Annotated in this window: 21 protein-coding genes and 1 pseudogene; 10 read left to right on the top strand and 12 right to left on the bottom strand. The window is 49.9% G+C overall.

The genetic code is table 11. The features are described 5' to 3' along the window. The first annotated feature begins 7 nt into the window (after window positions 1-7). From ACJHWR_RS02910 to ACJHWR_RS02900, 3 genes are read left to right on the top strand one after another with little or no spacing between them, the layout of a single operon-like run. Complete coding sequence (locus ACJHWR_RS02910) at window positions 8-1,045, top strand: FecCD family ABC transporter permease (RefSeq protein WP_122991684.1); 1,038 nt, start codon at window positions 8-10, stop codon at window positions 1,043-1,045. Between the two features lie 10 nt (window positions 1,046-1,055). Then, window positions 1,056-2,003 (top strand): iron-siderophore ABC transporter substrate-binding protein, encoded by a 948-nt coding sequence (locus ACJHWR_RS02905; RefSeq protein WP_001305106.1) that lies wholly within the window; start codon window positions 1,056-1,058, stop codon window positions 2,001-2,003. After that, a complete protein-coding gene (locus ACJHWR_RS02900) occupies window positions 2,000-2,887 on the top strand; it encodes a MurR/RpiR family transcriptional regulator (RefSeq protein ID WP_000614945.1) in 888 nt (295 codons plus the stop codon). The genes ACJHWR_RS02905 and ACJHWR_RS02900 overlap by 4 nt, the downstream gene beginning before the upstream one ends. A gap of 44 nt (window positions 2,888-2,931) precedes the next feature. Here the strand turns inward: ACJHWR_RS02900 and ACJHWR_RS02895 are convergent, their stop codons facing one another. The 4 genes from ACJHWR_RS02895 to qseB all read right to left on the bottom strand — a co-directional run bounded on the left by ACJHWR_RS02895 (window position 2,932) and on the right by qseB (window position 5,973). Continuing rightward, window positions 2,932-3,246: a putative quinol monooxygenase gene (locus ACJHWR_RS02895; protein ID WP_000633737.1), complete on the bottom strand. Its 315-nt coding sequence runs from the start codon at window positions 3,244-3,246 to the stop codon at window positions 2,932-2,934. Between the two features lie 30 nt (window positions 3,247-3,276). Next, entirely contained in the window at window positions 3,277-3,858 is a 582-nt protein-coding gene (gene mdaB, locus ACJHWR_RS02890) for an NADPH:quinone oxidoreductase MdaB (protein ID WP_000065430.1), read from the bottom strand. Window positions 3,859-3,967: 109 nt separating this feature from the next. Next, window positions 3,968-5,317: a quorum sensing histidine kinase QseC gene (gene qseC, locus ACJHWR_RS02885; RefSeq protein ID WP_000673347.1), complete on the bottom strand. Its 1,350-nt coding sequence runs from the start codon at window positions 5,315-5,317 to the stop codon at window positions 3,968-3,970. Then, window positions 5,314-5,973 carry a quorum sensing response regulator transcription factor QseB gene (gene qseB, locus ACJHWR_RS02880; protein ID WP_001221493.1) on the bottom strand — a complete coding sequence of 220 codons (660 nt, stop codon included), beginning with the start codon at window positions 5,971-5,973 and terminating at the stop codon, window positions 5,314-5,316. The genes qseC and qseB overlap by 4 nt, the downstream gene beginning before the upstream one ends. A 151-nt stretch (window positions 5,974-6,124) precedes the next feature. Between qseB and ygiW the strand changes: the two genes are divergently transcribed. From ygiW to ftsP, 6 genes are all read left to right on the top strand, one after another. Further along, on the top strand, window positions 6,125-6,517 hold the full coding sequence (gene ygiW, locus ACJHWR_RS02875; RefSeq protein WP_012311800.1) for an OB fold stress tolerance protein YgiW: 393 nt from the start codon (window positions 6,125-6,127) through the stop codon (window positions 6,515-6,517). 52 nt (window positions 6,518-6,569) lie between these two features. After that, window positions 6,570-7,052 carry a GyrI-like domain-containing protein gene (locus tag ACJHWR_RS02870; RefSeq protein WP_000183492.1) on the top strand — a complete coding sequence of 161 codons (483 nt, stop codon included), beginning with the start codon at window positions 6,570-6,572 and terminating at the stop codon, window positions 7,050-7,052. A gap of 108 nt (window positions 7,053-7,160) precedes the next feature. Next, window positions 7,161-8,768, top strand: coding sequence for an ABC transporter substrate-binding protein (locus ACJHWR_RS02865; protein WP_012311669.1), 1,608 nt, complete (start codon window positions 7,161-7,163; stop codon window positions 8,766-8,768). Window positions 8,769-8,905: 137 nt separating this feature from the next. Further along, window positions 8,906-11,164 (top strand): DNA topoisomerase IV subunit A, encoded by a 2,259-nt coding sequence (gene parC, locus ACJHWR_RS02860; protein ID WP_001281847.1) that lies wholly within the window; start codon window positions 8,906-8,908, stop codon window positions 11,162-11,164. A gap of 233 nt (window positions 11,165-11,397) precedes the next feature. Next, a complete protein-coding gene (plsC, locus tag ACJHWR_RS02855) occupies window positions 11,398-12,135 on the top strand; it encodes a 1-acylglycerol-3-phosphate O-acyltransferase (protein WP_000965712.1) in 738 nt (245 codons plus the stop codon). 74 nt (window positions 12,136-12,209) lie between these two features. Beyond that, the gene (gene ftsP / locus ACJHWR_RS02850; RefSeq protein ID WP_000059395.1) at window positions 12,210-13,622 is read left to right on the top strand and encodes a cell division protein FtsP; all 1,413 of its coding nucleotides are present in this window, start codon (window positions 12,210-12,212) and stop codon (window positions 13,620-13,622) included. Window positions 13,623-13,692: 70 nt separating this feature from the next. Here the strand turns inward: ftsP and ACJHWR_RS02845 are convergent, their stop codons facing one another. The 7 genes and pseudogenes from ACJHWR_RS02845 to ACJHWR_RS02815 all read right to left on the bottom strand — a co-directional run bounded on the left by ACJHWR_RS02845 (window position 13,693) and on the right by ACJHWR_RS02815 (window position 21,166). Then, window positions 13,693-14,997 (bottom strand): TRAP transporter large permease, encoded by a 1,305-nt coding sequence (locus ACJHWR_RS02845; RefSeq protein WP_012311865.1) that lies wholly within the window; start codon window positions 14,995-14,997, stop codon window positions 13,693-13,695. Between the two features lie 10 nt (window positions 14,998-15,007). Next, window positions 15,008-15,490 (bottom strand): annotated as a pseudogene (locus tag ACJHWR_RS02840) (TRAP transporter small permease). Window positions 15,491-15,531: 41 nt separating this feature from the next. Then, window positions 15,532-16,515, bottom strand: coding sequence for a TRAP transporter substrate-binding protein (locus ACJHWR_RS02835; protein ID WP_000645963.1), 984 nt, complete (start codon window positions 16,513-16,515; stop codon window positions 15,532-15,534). Window positions 16,516-16,587: 72 nt separating this feature from the next. Next, window positions 16,588-17,598, bottom strand: coding sequence for an Ldh family oxidoreductase (locus ACJHWR_RS02830; RefSeq protein ID WP_000214541.1), 1,011 nt, complete (start codon window positions 17,596-17,598; stop codon window positions 16,588-16,590). A gap of 10 nt (window positions 17,599-17,608) precedes the next feature. Continuing rightward, complete coding sequence (locus ACJHWR_RS02825; RefSeq protein ID WP_000853926.1) at window positions 17,609-18,625, bottom strand: zinc-binding alcohol dehydrogenase family protein; 1,017 nt, start codon at window positions 18,623-18,625, stop codon at window positions 17,609-17,611. Continuing rightward, window positions 18,622-20,094, bottom strand: coding sequence for a mannitol dehydrogenase family protein (locus ACJHWR_RS02820; RefSeq protein WP_001361225.1), 1,473 nt, complete (start codon window positions 20,092-20,094; stop codon window positions 18,622-18,624). The genes ACJHWR_RS02825 and ACJHWR_RS02820 overlap by 4 nt, the downstream gene beginning before the upstream one ends. Before the next feature lie 322 nt (window positions 20,095-20,416). Then, window positions 20,417-21,166: a FadR/GntR family transcriptional regulator gene (locus ACJHWR_RS02815; protein WP_000438653.1), complete on the bottom strand. Its 750-nt coding sequence runs from the start codon at window positions 21,164-21,166 to the stop codon at window positions 20,417-20,419. A 251-nt stretch (window positions 21,167-21,417) separates the two neighbouring features. Here ACJHWR_RS02815 and ACJHWR_RS02810 point away from each other — a divergent pair, with 251 nt between their 5' ends. Then, a complete protein-coding gene (locus tag ACJHWR_RS02810; protein ID WP_000095186.1) occupies window positions 21,418-23,637 on the top strand; it encodes a YgiQ family radical SAM protein in 2,220 nt (739 codons plus the stop codon). Window positions 23,638-23,678: 41 nt separating this feature from the next. Here ACJHWR_RS02810 and yqhH read toward each other — a convergent pair whose 3' ends face one another. Beyond that, a complete protein-coding gene (gene yqhH, locus ACJHWR_RS02805; RefSeq protein WP_000848528.1) occupies window positions 23,679-23,936 on the bottom strand; it encodes a lipoprotein YqhH in 258 nt (85 codons plus the stop codon). Window positions 23,937-23,986: the final 50 nt, after the last annotated feature.

Below are 23,986 nucleotides of genomic sequence, written 5' to 3'. Positions count from 1 at the left end.
TCGGATAATGAACGTCGGGCTACGCCCACTACGTGTTGGTAAGTTTTCGACACTGGTACGCCCTAAAAATCTGCTGTTGCTTGGTGGGCTGTTCCTGCTTGCGGTTGGAATACTGATATTCGGTCTGATGCAGGGTTCTTTCTCTGTTCCGGCATCGGAAGTAGGACGAGCGTTGTTTGCTCCAGAAAACGTAAGCACAGACGCACGTTATATTGTGCAGGATATTCGCTTGCCGAGAGTCATCATGGCATTGCTATGCGGGGCCATGTTAGGTATGGCAGGGGCCGCAATGCAATCCATTGCACGTAACGGCCTTGCCGATCCTGGTTTAATCGGCGTCAAAGAAGGATGTAGCGTGGCTGTGCTGTGGCTGATTTTCCAGTTTCCAATGCTGGGAATGTTCTGGCGTCCAGTGGCTGGTCTTGCTGGTGGCCTGTTGGTGGCTTTAATCGTGATTTTTTGTGCGCGCGATATTTCCCGCCCGCGATTTGTTCTGATTGGTATTGGTGTTTCCTGGTTTTTCGCCGCCGGTATCGGTGTATTTATGACCACTGCAGATGTTCGAGATGTACAAACTGCATTGATGTGGTTATCGGGAAGCCTGCATGCAGCTAACTGGATGTTAGTCGCTATTTCAGCCTGTTGGATGTTGCCAGCCGCTCTTTTATTGCTGTTCACCGCCAGGACGGCGGATATCGCTCTGCTTGGTCATCAGGTTGCAACCGGGTTAGGGGTGAATAGTTCTCGTCTGGCGTTGTTACGTGTCGCTGCACCCATAATCCTGACAGCCGTCTGCGTTTCGTGTGTTGGTAACATCGGTTTTGTCGGATTGATAGCACCCCATATATCACGTTTTATTCTACGTGGCGGGCAGACGACATTACTGCTGGGGAGCGCGGTATCGGGGGCGTTGTTAGTTATTCTGGCGGATAGCATTGGTCGTTTGGCTTTTTTGCCTTTGCAACTGCCTGCCGGAATCATTATCTCACTGATTGGTGGACCATTTTTTTTGCTACTGCTCTGGCAGCGCAGGAACAGTTTTTAACGGGAGTTATATGCGTTTATTTTTTTCTCTGCTGATACTGTTGTCATTTTTTTCCCGTGCAACAGAACCTGTTCAGGTATTTACTGATGATTTAGGGCGCAAAGTCACTGTTCCTGCTCATCCAAAGAGAATTGTCTCTTTACACGATCTTGATATCACTATTCCTCTGATTGAGCTCGGTGTACCTCCTGTCGCCAGCCACGGGCGAACTCGGCCTGACGGTAGCCATTTCATTCGATCTGGCGCGTTATTGACAGGTGTCGACTTTGATAATTCATCGATCGCCTTTATTGGTACCGCTGATATTGATATTGAAGCGATTGTGGCGGCAAAGCCTGACCTGATCATCACAGAACCGACCCGTAATACGCCCATTGAACAACTTGAAAAAATTGCGCCCACGGTGAGCATTGATCATCTCAAAGGGGGCGCGCCAGAAATCTATCGCAAGCTGGCAGAACTTACAGGAACGCAGTCGCAGCTGGCGATACTTGAACGCCGCTATCAGGCACAAATCAATGCGCTGAAGGCGACGCTGGACAGCCAAAAAATAACGGTATCGGTGATTCAGGCAAACCAGGGAAAAATTAATGTGATGCATAGCTATCATTCGCTGGGGCGGGTATTACGCGATGCTGGTTTTCGTTTTCCGCCGCTGATTGAGAGCATTCCTGAAGGTGGGCGAATGGATGTGAGCGCGGAGCGTTTACCTGAACTGGATGCCGATTTTGTTTTTGCAACCTGGCGCGGTGACACCGGTGGTAAACCTCAGGATGAGCTGGCAGCAATGGAAAAAGTCATGCCGGGATGGTGTCAGTTTCTGACTGCCTGTCGTTCCGGGCGTTATGTGCTGATTTCTCGTGAAGAGGCGATTTCTAACTCCTTTGCATCTCTGGGGCTGATGGCTGCGCAGATACAATCACAAATTGCAGGGCGACCTCTACCGGAGGATAAATGATCCAGAAAGATAAAGCGCGGGTTGATATTTTTGGTGAGCGTTTTCGCACTCGCGCGAGTCAGTTAACGCCTGGGTTAAGAGTTGTCGCCAGCTACATTAATGAGCATCGTGAAGTGGTACTCGAGCAAACGGCGATGGAAATTGCGGCCACGTTGAACACTTCCGATGCCACAGTTATCAGGGCTATACAGGCCCTGGGGTTTGCCGGGCTGCGTGATCTGAAACGCACTCTGGAACAGTGGCTTGGTCCAGCCCTTAGTTCCAGCGAAAAGATGTCTACGACGGTGAGTAACTTGACGAGCGATGTTAACACCGCAATCGACTTTGTTCTTGAAGGGCATTTGTATACCTGTAATGTCCTGTCAGAGCCTGAAAACCGCCACGCGCTTGCGCAAGCTGTAGCGTTGTTGGTGCAGGCACGGCAAGTCGCTATTTTTGGCATTGGCGCTTCGGGTATCCTGGCGGACTATACCGCACGACTATTCAACCGCATAGGTTTGCCTGCCACGGCACTAAACCGTACGGGTATTGGCCTTGCCGAGCAACTGATCGCGCTTCAACGTGGCGATGTTCTGATCATGATGGCGCAAAAATCTGCGCACCGGGAAGGGCTGACAACGCTTCGTGAGGCGAGGCGGCTGGGGATCCCTGTTATTTTGCTGACAAACGCGCTGGATTCACGTTTTAGCAAAGACGCCAGTATCGTGATTCATGTTCCGCGCGGGGATGAAAAAGGGAAAACGCCGCTACATGGTACGGTATTGTTGTGTCTGGAAATGATTGTCTGGTCGGTAGCTTCCGCAGTGCCGCAGCGTGCGGTTAAAACCATTAAGCGAATTAACGATTTCCATCGAGGACTGAAAACGGGAAGAAAGAATGGCTAATCTGGGCTGAGACCGGTAGCAACACCGGCCTCTTTTCAGGAATGTTAAATCCCCGGTTGCAGGATGCGGATATTCATCTCCAGCACATCGCCTTTTACGGCCTCGCTGTACGCTTTCATGTGCGGGGTCTGCAAGTGCGCTTCAAGATGCGCGATGCTTTCCCACTGCTCAATCATCACGATAGAATCCGGTGCCATAGACTGGAAACTCACGCCAGCAGCGCAATCCACCATTGGCGCATAGCCGTGGCAACCTTCTTCTTTCAGTACGGTTGGAACGATTTTAGCAAACTGATCCAACACTGCCTGACGGTGATGTTGACCAGGACGAGTACGGATTTCTGCGATTACTGTAATCATGGTTAACTCCTTCTAAAGCCAGAGCTCTAGTTAACCAAAAATTTCCACAAGATGCTTGCGATATTCTTCAGTATAGCGGGGAACATCAGGCATTTTTATCACGTCATTAGCGATAAATGTCGGCAGCGGTTCCATGCCAAGGAATTGGTTTGCTTTATGGAACGGCAGGTACACACCGTCAACACCAACGCCGTGGAAGAACTGATCTTTTTCGGTGAAGGCTTCCATTGGTGCGTTCCAGGTCAGAGAAAGCATATATTTTTTGCCCTGTACCAGGCCGCCGGAGCCGTATTTTTTCGACGGATCTTTGCGGGTACGACCATCGCTGGCATACAGCGTCCCGTGACCTTCGGTGAATACATCATCAATGTATTTTTTCACTGTCCACGGCGCGCCCATCCACCAGCCTGGCATCTGCCAGATCACCACATCAGCCCAGAGAAAGTTTTGTACTTCCGCTTTGACATCGTAGTCGCTGTCGGCGCGAACGATGCGGACATCATGCCCGAGGTCGCGCAGTGTGCCATCCGCGACTTCGGTCAGGGTGTCGTTCAGTTGACCATTGGAGTGGGCGAATTTTTTCGCGCCGTTGATAATCAGGATGTTGCTCATTTTTTAACCTTAAGGTGAGACGTTTGCCGACTATAGTACGTCACAGAGCGGTACGGTGAAATTAGCAAAATGTGCAAAGTCTTTTGCGAATTTAGCAAAAGTCTTACCCTTACCAGCTTACTTTCGCCTCAAATCCACCTTGTTCCGCATTCCCAAACTCAACATTCATGTCATGCAGCTTGGCGATTCGCTGGACAATTGAAAGCCCAAGTCCACTGCCGGTAGCGGTTTGTCCGGGTGGGCGATAGAAGCGTTCGCCAATTCTCGCCAGTGCCTCTGGCGTCACACCGGGGCCGTTATCCTTCACGATGAAATTATCGGCATTCAGCGTGACGTCCACCACGCAGCCCTGTGGACTGTAGCGCACGGCGTTATCCAGAAGGTTTCGTACCAACAAACTTAGCAACAGCGGTTGTCCGGTGCGTTTGATGCCGTGGGCATTGAGTGTCAGTCGCACGTCAATTTTCGCCTGCTGCGCCGTGTGGTAAATATCCATCACCGACGATTGCAGGAGATCTTCAAGCGGGATCTCCGCGACGTCCTGAAGGTTATCCAGTGAGTCCAGCCGCGATAGCGTGAGCAGTTGATCAACCAGACGAGTAGCGCGATCGATCCCGGAATGTAATTGGAGCAGCGCTTTTTTCCGCGCCTGCGGATCATCGTCAGAGAGCTGAGCAACTTCGGTTTGCACTTTCAGCGCCGTTAACGGGCTACGAAGTTCGTGAGCTGCGTCGGAGGTAAAGCGTCGTTCACGAACCATCATCGCATGTGTGCGGGCGAACAGTTGATTCAACGACTCAACCAGTGGGCGCACTTCGCTGGGTACGCCCGTCGCGTTTAGTGGTTTTTCCGAGTCTGGGTCACGCATACGTAGTGCCAGCGCCAGTTTGTTCAGCGGCGCGAGTTCACGACCCAGTAGTACCATCATGATGATTAACATAATCGGCAGTGCGACCAGCCACGGGATCAATTGTCCGGCAACAATCGCCAGCGCCATGTCTTCACGGTATTCCCATTCCTGACCAACAACAATGCGATATTTGCCATCAGGTGAGGTCATCCAGACAAAACGCCATTGATCTTTATCGCCCACCAGTTGCCCGTCAGCAAAACCTTCTCGTTGATAGCTATAAGGAATATCTTCTCCATTATCGCCATCGTTAAGGACCATTCTGCCGTCGTGGGTAAAGATGGCAAAGGTCAGCGCATCGTCATCAACATGACCGTGTTTTAATTTATTTGGCGTCTGTGCCATGCGATCCGCCGCGTTGATTTCGTTGAGATCGAGCGTACTTAACCGTTTGGCAAACAGCATCAGTTGGGTGTCGAACAACTCATCGACGTTATCCGTTGTTTGTTTCCAGGCGACAAAGCTGGAAAGCAGCCAGGTCACCGAGGCCAGAATTAAAAAGATTAGCGTTAGCCTGACTCGCAGACTAAGACGTTGGGTAAATTTCATTTCTCACCTAATGTGTAGCCAATACCATGAACGGTACGAATAAAATCACTGCCGAGTTTGCGTCGCAGATGATGCACATGCACTTCAACGGCATTACTGGTGACCTCTTCGTCCCAGGTATACAGTTTCTCTTCAATCAGTTTGCGCGGCAGTACCCGACCAGCGTTACGCATCAGTAATTCCAGCAGGGCAAATTCTTTTGGCTTCAGCGTTAAGGGTTCGCCAGCCAGCGTGGCGATACGTTTGCCGGGGTCGAGCATGACGTTGCCGTGGCGCAGCTCGTTGCTGGCCTGGCCGTTGGTTCGGCGCATCAGAGCTTCCAGCCTGGCGGCGACTTCTATCAACGCAAAAGGTTTACACAGATAATCGTCAGCTCCCAGACGCAGCCCTTCTACACGTTCCGCCAGCGCATCGCGCGCGGTCAGGATCAAAACCGGCTCACGCTGACCTTTTTCTCGCCATTCGCGCAAAATATCGCGACCATCCATGCCCGGTAAGGTTAAATCCAGGATCACCGCATCATAAGGTGCGCTATATAGCGCCTCTTTTCCCTGACGACCTTGTGTAAACCAGTCGACGCTAAAACCCATTTTACTAAGGCCCGTTTTGATGCCGTCGCCAATCAGCATGTCATCTTCTATCAGTAAAATTCGCATTTTTTCATCCCTGCGATAACCGTATTTGCTGCCAGTAAACCGTGTTGTAACGCGCTCTGTACAGCATTAAATTTTATTTTTTTCCCTTAAGAAGTTGTTAAGGACTATCTTGTTAAATGCTCGGAAACAGACATTAAAGGGAGTAATAAACATGAAAAAATACGCAGCAGTAATCGCAGTAATGGCCCTGTGCAGTGCACCGGTTATGGCAGCAGAGCAGGGAGGTTTTTCTGGCCCATCGGCAACGCAAAGTCAGGCCGGAGGATTCCAGGGGCCGAATGGCAGCGTAACGACTATAGAAAGCGCAAAATCCCTGCGTGACGACACCTGGGTAACCCTGCGCGGCAATATCGTTGAACGCATCTCTGACGATCTCTACGTGTTCAAAGATGCCAGCGGTACTATCAATGTTGATATCGACCACAAACGCTGGAACGGCATGACGGTGACGCCGAAAGATACGGTTGAGATTCAGGGTGAAGTCGATAAAGACTGGAATTCTGTTGAAATTGACGTCAAACAGATCCGCAAAGTAAATCCGTAATTGTTACCGCTCCCGGGACACGTTCCCGGGAATAATTTCGCAGGGAGGCAAAATGACAAACCTGACACTGGATGTAAATATTATCGATTTCCCATCAATCCCTGTGGCGATGTTGCCGCACCGCTGTAGCCCTGAGTTGCTCAACTACAGTGTGGCGAAATTTATCATGTGGCGTAAAGAGACGGGGCTTTCTCCTGTTAACCAAAGCCAGACTTTTGGCGTCGCCTGGGACGACCCTGCCACCACCGCACCAGAAGCGTTTCGCTTTGATATCTGCGGCAGCGTTAGCGAACCGATCCCCGATAATCGTTATGGCGTAAGTAATGGTGAACTTACCGGTGGACGTTATGCTGTGGCCCGCCATGTTGGCGAGCTGGACGATATTTCACACACGATATGGGGCATCATTCGCCACTGGCTTCCGGCAAGCGGCGAAAAAATGCGCAAGGCCCCGATCCTGTTTCACTACACCAATCTTGCCGAAGGGATGACAGAGCAGCGACTGGAAACAGATGTTTATGTGCCGTTGGCGTGATGAAGAATCTTTACCGGAGTGTGAGCCAAATCACTCGCGATAAGTTTGAGCGAACAATGCCACAGGCGTATTGTTGTTGGGCTTATAATTTCTCCGGTAAGGAATACCATGTATACGCGAAATTTATTATGGCTGGTCAGCCTGGTAAGTGCGGCTCCTCTCTACGCTGCTGACGTTCCCGCCAACACACCGCTCGCCCCGCAACAAGTCTTTCGTTACAACAATCATAGCGACCCAGGCACGCTCGACCCGCAAAAGGTGGAGGAGAATACTGCCGCGCAGATTGTGCTGGATCTGTTTGAAGGTCTGGTATGGATGGACGGTGAAGGCCAGGTGCAGCCCGCTCAGGCTGAACGCTGGGAGATACTGGACGGCGGCAAGCGCTATATTTTCCATCTGCGTAGCGGTTTGCAGTGGTCAGACGGTCAGCCTCTGACGGCAGAGGATTTTGTCCTCGGCTGGCAGCGCGCGGTTGACCCGAAAACGGCAAGCCCTTTTGCTGGCTATCTGGCACAGGCGCACATTAACAATGCCGCGGCTATTGTTGCGGGTAAAGCAGATGTTACATCGCTGGGTGTCAAAGCGACGGATGATCGTACTCTTGAAGTTACGCTTGAGCAGCCAGTTCCTTGGTTCACGACGATGCTCGCCTGGCCGACGCTGTTCCCGGTTCCTCATCATGTCATCGCTAAACATGGCGATAGCTGGAGTAAGCCAGAGAACATGGTTTACAACGGTGCCTTTGTGCTTGATCAGTGGGTAGTTAACGAAAAGATTACTGCACGCAAAAATCCAAAGTACCGCGATGCGCAACATACAGTATTGCAACAGGTTGAGTATCTGGCGCTGGATAATTCGGTCACCGGCTATAACCGCTATCGCGCGGGAGAGGTCGATCTCACCTGGGTTCCGGCGCAGCAAATTCCCGCCATTGAAAAATCACTGCCTGGCGAGCTACGAATTATTCCGCGTCTGAACAGCGAATATTACAACTTCAACCTTGAGAAACCGCCATTTAACGATGTGCGGGTGCGTCGGGCGCTATATCTTACGGTTGATCGACAGCTTATTGCGCAAAAGGTACTGGGGTTGAGAACGCCCGCAACTACGCTGACGCCGCCAGAGGTAAAAGGCTTTAGCGCGACGACGTTCGATGAACTGCAAAAGCCGCTGAGTGAGCGCGTCGCGATGGCAAAAGCCTTGTTGAAACAGGCGGGATACGACGCCTCTCATCCGCTTCGCTTTGAGCTGTTCTACAACAAGTACGATCTGCATGAAAAGACCGCGATAGCGTTGTCTTCCGAATGGAAAAAATGGCTGGGTGCACAGGTGACGCTGCGCACAATGGAGTGGAAAACTTATCTTGATGCCCGACGAGCCGGTGATTTCATGTTGTCTCGGCAGTCGTGGGATGCGACGTACAATGATGCCTCCACCTTTCTGAACACGCTTAAGAGCGATAGCGAGGAAAATGTCGGCCACTGGAAAAACGCGCAGTATGACGCCTTACTAAACCAGGCGGCACAAACGGCTGATGCAACAAAGCGTAATGCGTTGTATCAGCAGGCAGAAGTGATCATCAACCAGCAGGCACCGCTCATTCCTGTCTATTATCAGCCGTTAATCAAACTGCTTAAACCCTACGTTGGCGGTTTTCCGCTGCATAATCCCCAGGATTATGTCTACAGCAAAGAGTTGTATATCAAGGCACATTGATGTCTTTATCGCCGTCGGAGCACGTCCGGCGGCGCTATTCACGCTGATCTCCTGTGACTCGACGCGGCAGATAATGTAGTATCTCCGGCAATATTGCCCCTTTGAAGGCTGGCGAATAAGTTGAGGAATCAGAATTAATGAGCGATATGGCAGAGCGCCTTGCGCTACATGAATTTACGGAAAACGCCTACTTAAACTACTCCATGTACGTGATCATGGACCGTGCGTTGCCGTTTATTGGTGATGGTCTGAAACCCGTTCAGCGGCGCATTGTGTATGCGATGTCTGAACTGGGTCTGAATGCCAGTGCCAAATTTAAAAAATCGGCCCGTACCGTCGGTGACGTACTGGGTAAATACCATCCGCACGGCGATATTGCCTGTTATGGAGCGATGGTCCTGATGGCGCAGCCGTTCTCTTACCGTTATCCGCTGGTTGATGGTCAGGGGAACTGGGGCGCGCCGGACGATCCGAAATCGTTCGCGGCAATGCGTTACACCGAATCCCGGTTATCGAAATATTCTGAGTTGCTATTAAGCGAGCTTGGACAGGGGACGGCTGACTGGGTGCCAAACTTCGACGGCACCTTACAGGAGCCGAAAATGCTGCCAGCCCGCCTGCCGAACATTTTGCTTAACGGCACCACCGGTATTGCCGTCGGCATGGCGACCGATATTCCACCGCATAACCTGCGTGAAGTGGCTCAGGCGGCAATCGCATTAATCGACCAGCCGAAAACCACGCTCGATCAGCTGCTGGATATCGTGCAGGGGCCGGATTATCCGACTGAAGCGGAAATTATCACTTCGCGCGCCGAGATTCGTAAAATCTACGAGAACGGACGTGGTTCAGTGCGTATGCGCGCGGTTTGGAAGAAAGAAGATGGCGCGGTGGTTATTAGCGCATTGCCGCATCAGGTTTCAGGTGCGCGCGTACTGGAGCAAATTGCTGCGCAAATGCGCAACAAAAAGCTGCCGATGGTTGACGATCTGCGCGATGAATCTGACCACGAGAACCCGACCCGTCTGGTGATTGTGCCGCGTTCCAACCGCGTGGATATGGATCAGGTGATGAACCACCTCTTCGCTACCACCGATCTGGAAAAGAGCTATCGCATTAACCTCAATATGATCGGTCTGGATGGTCGTCCGGCGGTGAAAAACCTGCTGGAAATCCTCTCCGAATGGCTGGTGTTCCGCCGCGATACCGTGCGCCGCCGACTGAACTATCGTCTGGAGAAAGTCCTCAAGCGCCTGCATATCCTCGAAGGTTTGCTGGTGGCGTTTCTCAATATCGACGAAGTGATTGAGATCATTCGTAATGAAGATGAACCGAAACCGGCGCTGATGTCGCGGTTTGGCCTTACGGAAACCCAGGCGGAAGCGATCCTCGAACTGAAACTGCGTCATCTTGCCAAACTGGAAGAGATGAAGATTCGCGGTGAGCAGAGTGAGCTGGAAAAAGAGCGCGACCAGTTGCAGGGCATTTTGGCTTCCGAGCGTAAAATGAATAACCTGCTGAAGAAAGAACTGCAGGCAGACGCGCAAGCCTACGGTGACGAACGTCGTTCGCCGTTGCAGGAACGCGAAGAAGCGAAAGCGATGAGCGAGCACGACATGCTGCCGTCTGAACCTGTCACCATTGTGCTGTCGCAGATGGGCTGGGTACGCAGCGCTAAAGGCCATGATATCGACGCGCCGGGCCTGAATTATAAAGCGGGCGATAGCTTCAAAGCGGCGGTGAAAGGTAAGAGCAACCAACCGGTAGTGTTTGTTGATTCCACCGGTCGTAGCTATGCCATCGACCCGATTACGCTGCCGTCGGCGCGTGGTCAGGGCGAACCGCTCACCGGCAAATTAACGTTGCCGCCTGGAGCGACCGTTGACCATATGCTGATGGAAAGCGACGATCAGAAACTGCTGATGGCTTCCGATGCGGGTTACGGTTTCGTCTGCACCTTTAACGATCTGGTGGCGCGTAACCGTGCAGGTAAGGCTTTGATCACCTTACCGGAAAATGCCCATGTTATGCCGCCGGTGGTGATTGAGGATGCTTCCGATATGCTGCTGGCAATCACTCAGGCAGGCCGTATGTTGATGTTCCCGGTAAGCGATCTGCCGCAGTTGTCGAAGGGCAAAGGCAATAAGATTATCAACATTCCGTCGGCAGAAGCCGCGCGTGGCGAGGATGGTCTGGCGCAACTGTACGTTCTACCACCGCAAAGCACGCTGACCATTCATGTTGGGAAACGCAAAATTAAACTGCGTCCGGAAGAGCTACAGAAAGTCACTGGCGAACGTGGACGCCGCGGTACGTTGATGCGCGGTTTGCAGCGTATCGATCGTGTTGAGATCGACTCTCCTCGCCGTGCCAGCAGCGGTGATAGCGAAGAGTAATATGCCGGGGAGGGCGCTGTTTCCTCCCGCTTGCAAGGAACGCCGGATGAAACGTTAAGTCGTCATCCGGCAGCGTATTCAACCCCCGGAAACGATAAAAATTCCCTTGAAACCGTTGTTTATTCATGCGTTGCGATTAACAATACGCTTTTCCAGAGAGCTGCTTTTAACAATGCCCTAACCTGATTTCAGGTGACGTACAATGCCAGTCTCTCAGACCTTCAGAGGGTGTTATGCTATATATCTTTCGTCTTATTATTACCGTGATTTACAGCATTTTAGTCTGTGTATTCGGCTCCATTTACTGCCTTTTCAGCCCGCGTAATCCGAAACATGTGGCCACCTTTGGGCATATGTTTGGCCGTCTTGCGCCGCTGTTCGGCCTGAAAGTGGAGTGCCGCAAACCTGCAGACGCTGAAAGTTACGGCAATGCTATCTATATCGCTAACCACCAGAACAACTATGACATGGTGACAGCATCGAACATTGTGCAACCGCCGACGGTAACGGTAGGTAAAAAGAGCTTGCTGTGGATCCCCTTCTTCGGGCAGTTGTACTGGTTAACCGGTAACTTATTGATCGACAGAAACAATCGCACTAAAGCTCACGGCACTATTGCGGAAGTCGTGAATCACTTCAAAAAACGCCGTATTTCCATCTGGATGTTCCCGGAAGGAACCCGCAGCCGTGGTCGCGGCCTGCTACCGTTCAAGACCGGGGCATTTCACGCGGCAATTGCGGCGGGCGTCCCGATTATTCCCGTGTGCGTCTCTACAACTTCGAATAAGATTAATCTTAATCGGCTACACAACGGTCTGGTGATTGTCGAAATGCTGCCGCCAATTGACGTCAGTCAGTATGGCAAAGATCAGGTTCGCGAGTTGGCTGCCCATTGTCGTTCGATAATGGAACAAAAAATCGCTGAGCTCGATAAAGAAGTCGCAGAGCGCGAAGCCGCCGGAAAAGTTTAAGTCGGCAATCTGTATTTTTGCGGGGAACACTTTCCTGCACGGTATTACTTTAGCCAGTTTTACATGGAGCAAATATGTCACTCAGTCGGCGTCAGTTCATTCAGGCATCGGGGATTGCACTTTGTGCAGGCGCTGTTCCCCTGAAGGCCAGCGCAGCCGGGCAACAGCAACCGCTACCCGTTCCGCCGCTGCTTGAATCTCGCCGTGGGCAACCGCTGTTTATGACTGTACAACGTGCGCACTGGTCATTTACGCCAGGGACACGCGCGTCGGTTTGGGGAATCAATGGTCGTTACCTGGGGCCGACTATCCGCGTCTGGAAGGGCGACGATGTTAAGCTTATTTACAGCAACCGCCTGACAGAAAATGTCTCAATGACGGTGGCCGGGCTACAGGTACCTGGCCCGCTGATGGGCGGTCCGGCACGGATGATGTCGCCAAACGCTGACTGGGCACCCGTACTGCCTATTCGCCAGAACGCAGCTACTCTGTGGTATCACGCCAATACTCCCAACCGCACGGCTCAGCAGGTCTATAACGGCCTTGCCGGAATGTGGCTGGTGGAAGATGAAGTCAGCAAGTCGCTGCCTATCCCCAACCATTATGGTGTGGATGATTTTCCGGTCATTATTCAGGATAAACGGCTGGATAACTTTGGTACGCCAGAATACAACGAACCGGGAAGCGGCGGCTTTGTTGGCGATACGCTGCTGGTTAACGGTGTACAAAGCCCGTACGTTGAAGTCTCGCGTGGCTGGGTGCGCTTGCGTCTGTTGAACGCGTCGAACTCTCGTCGCTATCAACTACAGATGAGCGATGGTCGCCCGTTACATGTGATTTCTGGCGATCAGGGATTCCTGCCCGCTCCTGTATCGGTGAAGCAACTTTCGCTGGCACCGGGCGAGCGTCGTGAGATTCTGGTGGATATGAGCAACGGTGATGAAGTGTCGATCACCTGTGGTGAAGCGGCGAGCATTGTTGATCGTATTCGCGGCTTCTTTGAGCCATCCAGTATTCTGGTTTCTACCCTGGTGCTAACGCTGCGCCCAACCGGCCTTCTGCCGCTGGTCACAGACAGTCTTCCGATGCGCTTGCTGCCAACTGAAATTATGGCCGGTTCGCCGATTCGAAGTCGTGATATCAGTCTGGGTGATGACCCGGGGATTAATGGGCAGTTGTGGGACGTCAACCGTATTGATGTTACTGCGCAGCAAGGAACGTGGGAACGCTGGACGGTACGCGCGGACGAGCCGCAAGCGTTCCATATTGAAGGCGTGATGTTCCAGATCCGTAACGTGAATGGTGCGATGCCGTTCCCGGAAGACAGAGGCTGGAAAGATACCGTTTGGGTTGACGGACAAGTGGAGCTGCTGGTTTATTTCGGTCAGCCTTCCTGGGCGCACTTCCCGTTCTACTTCAACAGTCAGACGCTGGAAATGGCGGACCGTGGTTCGATTGGGCAACTGTTGGTCAATCCGGTACCGTAATGGACCAATTCAATGCCCCACAGAGTGGTGGGGCATTGAAAATTACTCAGTATGCAGTCTTCATTGTGTATCAGGTCGAAAATAATCCTGGCAGCATCAGACTAAGCTGCGGGAAATAACAAATAATTGCCATTACTACAAACAATGCCAGAAACATCGGCAGTAATGGTTTTATTGCCCTGTCGATACTGACCTTACCAATGCTGCAACCAACAAACAGAATGGTGCCAACGGGTGGTGTACAAAGGCCAATGGTCAAGTTGAACACCATAATAATACCGAAGTGGATGGGATCTATTCCCAGATGCTGAGCGATCGGCAGGAAAATAGGCGTAAATATCAGGATCGCCGGTGTGATATCCATAAAGGTACCGACGATCAACAGAATGATATTGATGATAAACAGAATAACCCATTTGTTATCCGAAACACTGGTAATCAGTTCGTTGATCAACTCAGGAACATCAGCATTCGTCATGGCCCATGACATCCCCATCGAGCAGCCTACCAGTAACAGAACAATTGAACTGGTTACTACCGAATCTAACAGAATATCATTGAGCTTCTTAAAAGTGATTTCCCGGTAAATCATCGCCAGGGCTAAACTATAAATTACCGCAATTGCCGATGCTTCCGTGGGCGTGAATACCCCTGCGATAATACCGCCAATAATGATAAAAATAAGCATCAGGCTGGGAATTGATTCGCGGAATACCTGCAAAAATTGATGAAAATTGATACGTTCGGCCACCGGATAATGGTTACGTCGCGCATAAAGTGCCGCCACAAACATTAAAGCAGCAGCGGTGAGAATGCCTGGCAAGTATCCGGCTAAGAACAACGCAGCAACAGAAGTCCCGCCACTGGCGAGGGAATAAACAATCAACACATTGCTCGGTGGGATCATCAGGCCAATGGGGGCAGAGGCAATATTAACCGCTGCTGAAAACGCCGGATCATAGCCCTCTTTTTCTTGCAGTGGTGACATAATTCCACCTACCGCGGCGGCTGACGCAACGGCTGAACCTGAAATCGCACCAAACAGCGTATTCGCGAGGATATTACAATGAGCCAGTGAGCCAGGAAGACGCCCAACTAATGCTTGCGCCAGGTTAACCAGTCGTCTGGCTATACCACCGGTATTCATAATGTTTCCGGCTAACACGAAGAAGGGAATGGCTAATAGCGTAAAGCCATCCAGCCCCACAGTCATCTTTTGCGAAATCACAGAAATGGCGGCATCGGGTGGTAAGGCAGTAATAATAGATAACAGCGAAGAAAGACCAATCGCAAAAGTAATTGGCACACCGATTGCCAGCATGACGGCAAAACTGCCAAATAAAATTAAGACGGGGTAGATATATTCAAAGTCCATATTTCCCTCGTTAATGAAAATTCCGTTTACGATAGTTGTCAATAATATTCATTACTGAATACCAGACCAGAATAAGTCCACTGACAGGCATAACCCAATATACTTTATCCATTGGCCATTTTAATACTGGAGAGATTTGTCCAACATGTTGTGCTTTTTCAACAACAATATTCCCGCCATAGATCATGAAAATAACCGCAAAGACCGTAATAATAATTTGGATAAAACTGTCAAGCGTCAGAACAGATGCAGCCGGAAGTTTTTGAGCCAACAAATCAATGGCCAGATGTTTTTTTAACCCCGCAGTATATACACCGCCAAGTAAAATCATCCACATAAATAAAATCTGGGTGAACTCATCAAGCACAGTGCTGGGAGCGTTAAAAATAAAACGTGCAATAACTTGCTAGGTTACGCAGAACACCATAATGGCGAGAATAATGCAGCAACATCCGGCAAGGATCTTATTAAGAATATGAGTGAGTGTTCGCATAAGTCTTCCATGAAAAGGCAGGAATTACCTGCCCATTAGGGTTACATACTTTCTACTAGCTCAAGGTTTTTGGCTGATTGTGCATCTTTCGCCTTGAATTCATCGTATAACGGTTTGACGCGTTCTTTGAAAGCGGATTTATCAACATCAACAACTGTTGCGTTCATCCCTTTCATTTTGTCGTAGGCTTCTTTTTCAGCCGCAGGCCAGATGACGTCCTTCATCTGCATCATGGACTCATCGGCTGCTTTTAATAATGCCGTGCGCTCTTTATCACCAAGTTTATTCAACACGTTGGTGCTGATAATTAACACATCAGGTACCATGGTGTGTTCATCACGTGAATAGACTTTTGCGACTTCGGCGTGACGCATATCGGAATAGACAACGGTATTGTTCTCTCCGCCATCAACCACTCCTTGCTGAAGTGCGGTGTAGAGTTCGCCTTGCGCCATCGGGGTAGCGACACCACCGAGTGCTTTCATCATTGCAATGGCGCTGGGGCTTTGTTGAACCCTGATTTTCATTCCCGCTAAATCTTCAGGTTTTGTAATCGGTTTATTGGAATAAAAACTTCTCGCACCGCCGTCATAGTACGTAATACCAACAAAACCTTTGCTTTCTGATGAATTAAGTATTTTTTTACCTAAATCACTTTGCAGAACACGATAATAGTGATCACGGTCGCGGAATAAGAACGGCAGACTGAAAAGGCTGTAATCTGGAGCAAATGATTCTAGTGATGCGGCATTAACCTTAACCATCTGTAATGCACCGGAGTTCATTAATTCCAGTGATTCACGCTCATTACCTAATGTTGCATTTGGGTAAATGCGAATAACTAATTCACCATTAGAATACTCTTTGGTTTTATCCGCTAAATAGCTTAATGCTTTATGGACAGCATGGCTTTTATCCTGATTATGACTCAGTTTTAATGTTGTTTTTGCCAGTGTGGTATTAGATATTAATAAACAACTGGTTAACAGCATAAGCGATGCCGTCAGAGGACGAAGTGCTTTCATATCCTGCTCCTGGTTAATATAACAGAAACGATAAATACAGCGCTTTTCTATCGTTATAATAAAAAGTAGTGATTAATTCTCTGCCAGATAATGGAATATTCCTGCCGGAACCGGAATACCTTCCTGTTGGCATTTTTCTTTGTAGTGTATTTGCGGATCGTTCGGCGCTAACACTTTTTCGACACCGGGAGCCGGTTTAACGGCATGCAGCTCCGTGACCATTTTCGCCATGGTTTTTGCAAAAACAGGATTGCCGAGCTTTTTCGGATCGATGGCAATAACCAAACTTGCCAGCTTACGCATCTTGTCATAATCACCATACATGCGAACAATATGGTTGCCAAAATTCGCATTCATCAGCACGCCAGTCAGTGCATCAATAGCCAGTGCAATGCCTGAACCTTTGTGTTGGCCGAAAGGTAGCAGGTTTTCAATCTTATACGGATCAGTGGTGCCATAACCGTTTTTATCTATCGCCAGCCCTTCACCAATATGTTTTCCGGTTTCCTTTGCATGAAGTATTTTGCCGAAAGCCGTGGCACTGGTCGCCATATCAACAATCATCGGATGGCTGTTTTCCACCGGGAAACCAAAGGCGATGGGGTTAGTTCCCAAAAAGCGCTCGGCGCCGCCATGGGGAGCCACACAGGTATCGGTTTGCGTCATTACGATAGCAACCAACCCTTTGTTGGTGATCATCTCTGCAAAATAAGATAACGCACCACAGTGAGACGTGTTTTTAACGCTAACAAAACCGAGGCCCTCTTGCTGGGCCAGTTTAATAGCGTGCTCAGTGGCGCTAATTAATGCGGAATGCCCCATTCCGTCGTCAGAGTCGAGAATGGCCACTGACGGTGAAATTTGCTCAATGCTAAACTGCGGGGCTTTATTTAACCCTCCGGCAGCAAGGCGGGTGCAATAATGTTCGACACGCATAACACCATGTGAATGCACACCTGTAATATCGGCATGTACTAAAACATCTGTCACCTGTTGTGTGGTGTCGGTATCCAGCCCGGCGGTATGTAATTTGTGGTGCACCAGTGATTTTAAATTTTCTTCACTGACATAAACAGTTGTCATATTTGTTCCCTTAAAAAGTGATCACACCCTTGACCATATTTTTATTTTCTACAACGTTACGCTGGTAATCTTCGCCAACACTAAAGAAATTGAACGCCTGGTTTTTCATTAAATTTTCGTGAATTTTATTGCTGCGCATCAGTTCAATCACCAACGCAAAATCTTCCCGTGTGGCATTGCGGCTGCTGAGTAACGTTGTCTCTTTTTTATGGAAGGTCGGATCGTCAATAACAAGTTCACCAATGTACAAACCGATGAAAACAATTTTGCCGCCATGACGAATAAGATTTACATCATGACTCATTGAAGCTTTATTTCCCGTCGCATCCAGTACTACGCAAGCCAGTTCGCCTCCAAATACTTCACTAAGCGCGGCAATAAAACCTTCCTGTGTTGGGTCGAAGACATTAATTGCCAGATGATCCACAACGTGCTGGCGACGTTGACAGTCAATATCAGCAACAACAACATGCGCCCCTTTAGCCCTGGCGATGGCTGCGGTAGCCAAACCGATTGGCCCAGCACCAATCACCAGTACGTTTTGTTCAGCCTTGATCTCTGCCCGACGAACGGCATGTGCACCAATGGCGAAACATTCAACCAATGCTCCGGCACTGTCGCTGACCTCGTCAGGGAGAGGCACAAGGTTGTCTTCACGTACCGCAAGGTACTCACTAAAACCCCCATCCTGATGCACGCCATACAGCGAAACACGTTCGCAGCAGTTCGTTTTCTCTTCCCGACAGGCTGCGCACTCGCCACACGGAATGCATGGGATGACGGAATAGCGCTGGCCTGATTGTGCTGTTTGGCACTGGCTGCCTCGCGAAACCGCTTCGGCGCATATTTCATGACCTAATACACGTGGGTAGCTAAAAAAAGGCTGTCTGCCGGCAAAAGCGTGAATATCAGTACCACAAATACCCACAGCTTTGATTTTTAACAGCACTTCATTATCTGCTGGTGTGGGAATATCCTTTTCCACATATTCCATAACGCCAGGCTGCTGACAAATTAATGTTTTCATTTCTGCTCATCCGATAATAATTGGCTGATGGTGGCCTTGATGCCTTTGTTTTTTATATTCGCAAAGGCGATTTTTATTTCATTTATAAATGGCTGATGGTTGCTTAAATCACCAAATATGGCGCTAAGGTGCAGTAATGCGAGCGCCTGTTGCCATGCGTCTTGTTGTTCCTTTATTAGCGCCTGAAATTGGTCATTCATTGGATCAGCGGCAGACTGGCTTTTCTCAACAGCATCAATGACATAATGCAACCAACCAGCAATGAGCAGTGACAGAACAGCATTGTTTTGCTTTTGCTGATGCAATTTCAGCCAGGGCGTCAGCGCTCGCTGGGGAAGCTTTTGTGAACCGTCCATGGCTATTTGCCCGGTACGGTGTGCAACGTTACGGTTGCTAAAGCGTTCAATTAACAGGTCGGCGTATTCCTGGATGTTGATATTTAAGTCTGGATTAAGTGTTCGGGCTTGTTCATTAATCATCAGTTGGTGGGTAATGGAACGAAAATTAGCGTCTTCCATGCATTGCCAGATAAACTCATAGCCTGCCAGCGAGCCGTTATAAGCCAGAAATGAATGGCTACCATTTAACATGCGTAACTTCATCTCTTCATAAGGCTGAACATTGCTGACAAACATCGCGCCGGCTTTATCCCATTGTGGTCGTCCGCGCACAAAATTATCTTCGATCACCCACTGACGAAATGATTCGCAGACGATCCCGCAGGGATCGGCATAACCGGTTTTCGTTTCCAGTAAGGCGAATTGCGATTCAGTCATTGCCGGAACAATGCGATCTACCATCGTGCCTGGAAATGAGACATTTTCTTCGATCCACTGAGCCAGGGGCTGGTCCAGTTGTCGGGCAAAACCGAGAACGGCATTGCGCGTCAGATGCCCATTGTCTGGCAAGTTGTCACAGGAGAGCACACTAAAAGCGGCGAGTCCTGTCGCTTTACGTTGTTGCAAAGCACAGACGATCACGCCAATAGCTGACAGAGGCGCATCCGGGTTTTGTAGATCGTGTTGGATTAATCCATTGGTGAGATCAAGTGAACGTGTTTGCGGATCGAGGCAATAACCTTTCTCGGTGATGGTTAATGAAACGATTTTTACCTGAGGTTCAGCCAGTTTATGGATTGCTGCGGCAATGCCATCTCTGGGGGTATGAATACCGCCAGCCACCGAACGCACAAGGCGTGAGGTAGATTGCGATGCAGATGTTTCCACAACCGAAAACAGCCCATTTTGCGCATTTAAGTTTTCGATCAGTTGAGCATCACCAAACAGGTTGATCTCAAAGATCCCCCAGCGGGTGTCCGAAAGTTGATTAGTGAGATCCGTGTAGACAGCCTGGTGTCCGCGATGAAAAGCGCCAAAACCAATATGGACAATATCTGCCTGTAACCCGTCCCGAGGCCAGGTGGTTACCTGATCATAGTGGGCGGCAGCGATACTTTCGTTCCCTGACATTATGCTCTTACTCCTGGTGGCTTGTGTGTATACCAATTTACATAATTCACTAGACCAAAAACAGAGAGATGCATCACGCTTGCAGAGAAAGGTAAAAGTACGAAACAGAACAACAAGGCGTTATTTATATCTGTATCAATGAGTTATATGAATAAAATGAAAGGAAAGTTTTTTAGAGGTCAGTTTTTGGGATAATTGCCGCTAATCTAAGATATCTGATGATAGTCGATTTATTAGACCAATTGAAAAGAGAGCGTGTACCAGTGGAGGGCGGAAGGCAGAGCCGGCGTTATTTTTCCCGCCAGCTCTGGACTAATGAAGGTTAACGAGCGAAGAAAAAGTCATCAAAATCGCTGATGGAAGCGTCTTGTTTGAAGATTTTGATCAGTTCATTTTTGCTGTTTTCCAGATGTCTCCAGGATGCTTCCCTGGCGAGCTCTGAATCTTTCTGTTGTAGCGCAAGGAAAATAGCCCGGTGATCTTCCAGCCATTGCAGACGCAAATGCTTTTCATGCAGGTACTTGTAGTTAAGTTTCTTCCAGCGGGGGTTTTCTGTACGAACTGCCCGCCATAATTCAGCAGCTTGTTTGATGAGTACCCGATTTTGCGTCGCTTCGGCAATAATGCTATGAAATCGGTGATCCAGGTCTTCAAATTTATCACTTTCCGCAGCGATAGCGTTTTCCTGCAATCTAATGATTTTCTTTAACTCTTGTAACTCGTTAAAGCTAATCTGGCTGGCTGCAAAACCAGTAATATTGCTCTCAATCACCTGACGCGCCTGCAACAGTTCAAACGGGCCAATTTCTGAATAGGGCATTAATGATTTCTGGTTGAGCTTATCGGTGGAGTCGACAAAGAAAATCCCTGACCCTTGCTTCACATTCAATACGCCTTTCAGTTCCAGCATAATGATGGCTTCACGAATGGTAGTTCGGCTGGTATTAAACCGCTCGCTCAGTTCACGTTCTGAAGGTAAGCGTTCTCCGGCCTTAAATACGCCTGAATACAGCAGCTCTTCAATCTGTAGACCAATATCGTAATAGCGGCGCTTTGTAATAACCTGTTCCATACCTTGCCTTACTGTGGGTGTCCTCGGATAGCCGATCGTCGTGCAATATGATTTGAACGTTGCTGATCGGCATAAATAGTAGCGGCAGTTGCCACGATACCGCCAGCCTTAAATGTGCTTGCCCAAGTCGGGCAGTGAAAAACCTCACCAGGGTATTTCGCCACCGTTCATCAACATCACTTCATTTCCGCGCGTGATACAGCGTATAATCCCCGGCCTTTGATTATTTTTTTATCATTTCTGGAAGCAAAATGAGCTCTATCTCCCTGATCCAACCGGATCGCGACCTGTTCTCCTGGCCGCAGTACTGGGCCGCCTGTTTTGGACCGGCACCGTTTTTGCCGATGTCACGTGAAGAGATGGATCAACTTGGCTGGGATAGCTGCGACATCATTTTGGTTACTGGCGACGCGTATGTCGATCACCCAAGCTTCGGGATGGCGATTTGCGGTCGTATGCTGGAAGCGCAGGGCTTTCGCGTCGGGATCATCGCCCAGCCAGACTGGAGCAGCAAAGACGACTTTATGCGTCTGGGTAAACCGAATCTGTTTTTCGGCGTTACTGCTGGCAACATGGACTCGATGATCAACCGCTATACCGCCGATCGCCGTTTACGTCATGACGATGCCTACACGCCAGATAATGTCGCGGGTAAGCGTCCGGATCGCGCCACACTGGTTTATACCCAACGTTGTAAAGAGGCGTGGAAAGATGTGCCGGTGATCCTCGGCGGTATTGAGGCCAGCCTGCGCCGTACCGCGCATTATGATTACTGGTCCGATACCGTGCGCCGTTCCGTGTTGGTGGATTCGAAAGCCGACATGCTGATGTTTGGTAACGGTGAGCGTCCGCTGGTGGAAGTGGCGCACCGTCTGGCGATGGGCGAGCCGATTAGTGAAATCCGCGATGTGCGTAATACCGCGATTATCGTAAAAGAGGCGTTGCCAGGCTGGAGCGGCGTGGATTCCACCCGTCTTGATACCCCAGGGAAAATCGACCCAATCCCGCATCCGTATGGCGAAGATTTGCCGTGCGCGGATAACAAACCGGTAGCTCCGAAAAAGCAGGAAGCCAAAGCTGTAACCGTGCAGCCACCACGCCCGAAACCGTGGGAAAAAACCTACGTGTTGCTGCCTTCTTTCGAGAAAGTGAAGGGCGATAAAGTGCTGTACGCCCATGCTTCGCGCATTCTGCACCACGAAACTAACCCAGGCTGCGCCCGCGCATTGATGCAAAAACATGGCGACCGCTATGTATGGATCAACCCGCCTGCTATTCCGCTTTCTACCGAAGAGATGGATAGCGTCTTTGCGCTGCCGTACAAGCGCGTGCCGCATCCGGCTTACGGTAATGCCCGAATTCCGGCTTACGAAATGATTCGTTTCTCGGTCAACATTATGCGTGGCTGCTTTGGCGGCTGCTCTTTCTGTTCTATTACCGAGCACGAAGGGCGCATTATTCAGAGCCGTTCCGAAGATTCGATTATTAATGAGATCGAAGCGATCCGCGACACTGTTCCAGGTTTTACGGGCGTGATTTCCGATCTCGGTGGGCCTACTGCCAACATGTATATGTTGCGCTGCAAATCGCCACGCGCTGAGCAAACCTGCCGTCGTTTGTCGTGCGTTTATCCGGATATTTGTCCGCACATGGACACTAACCATGAACCGACCATCAACCTCTATCGCCGCGCTCGTGATCTGAAAGGCATTAAAAAGATCCTCATCGCCTCTGGTGTGCGTTATGACATCGCCGTAGAAGATCCGCGCTATATCAAAGAGCTGGCGACCCATCACGTCGGCGGTTATCTGAAGATTGCCCCGGAACATACCGAAGAAGGGCCGTTATCGAAGATGATGAAGCCGGGCATGGGCAGCTATGACCGCTTTAAAGAGCTGTTCGATACTTACTCGAAACAGGCAGGTAAAGAACAGTATCTGATCCCGTATTTCATCTCCGCGCACCCGGGTACGCGTGATGAAGATATGGTGAATCTGGCGCTGTGGCTGAAAAAGCATCGTTTCCGTCTCGACCAGGTACAGAACTTCTACCCATCGCCGCTGGCTAACTCGACCACCATGTATTACACCGGGAAAAACCCGCTGGCGAAGATTGGTTATAAGAGTGAAGACGTCTTCGTACCGAAGGGCGACAAACAGCGTCGTTTGCATAAAGCGTTGTTGCGTTACCACGATCCGGCAAACTGGCCGTTAATCCGTCAGGCGCTGGAAGCGATGGGCAAAAAGCATCTGATTGGCAGCCGTCGCGATTGCTTAGTGCCTGCGCCAACCATTGAAGAGATGCGTGAAGCTCGCCGCCAGAACCGCAATACCCGTCCGGCGTTGACTAAACATACGCCGATGGCGACCCAGCGTCAGACGCCTGCTACGGCAAAAAAAGCGTCGTCTACGCAATCTCGCCTGCAGAATGCTGGTGCGAAGAAACGCCCTAAAGCGGCGGTTGGACGTTAAAAAATATCCCCGGTAACAGAATGCTGCCGGGGATTTTTTTATCATTCTGCGTACATACGCAAGCAGCGCAGGCAGTCGAAATAGTCCTGTGCATCAAGACGCGTATTGGCTCTGTTAGCTTCGGATTTGGCAGCATAGATTTGTGGGCGTAATGCTTTCATATCCTGCTCAAGCCGGGCGATTTTGGCATTTAATGTTTGCACATTGCTCGCCAGCTGATTGACCTTTTGCTCATTGACGCAGCCACTGAGCAAGCAGGTTGCCAGAACAACAGCTCCCACGGTGAAAATCGTTTTCATATAGTGTTCCCTTTTATTTATTGTTCCGGCTAATTGTTATTTAATTCAGC

It is taken from the genome of Escherichia sp. WS568 (assembly GCF_046486085.1).
In the GTDB taxonomy this organism is placed as follows: domain Bacteria; phylum Pseudomonadota; class Gammaproteobacteria; order Enterobacterales; family Enterobacteriaceae; genus Escherichia; species Escherichia coli.
Note: the sequence above shows the minus strand (reverse complement) of the source record. Positions and strands in the feature narration are given on the sequence as shown.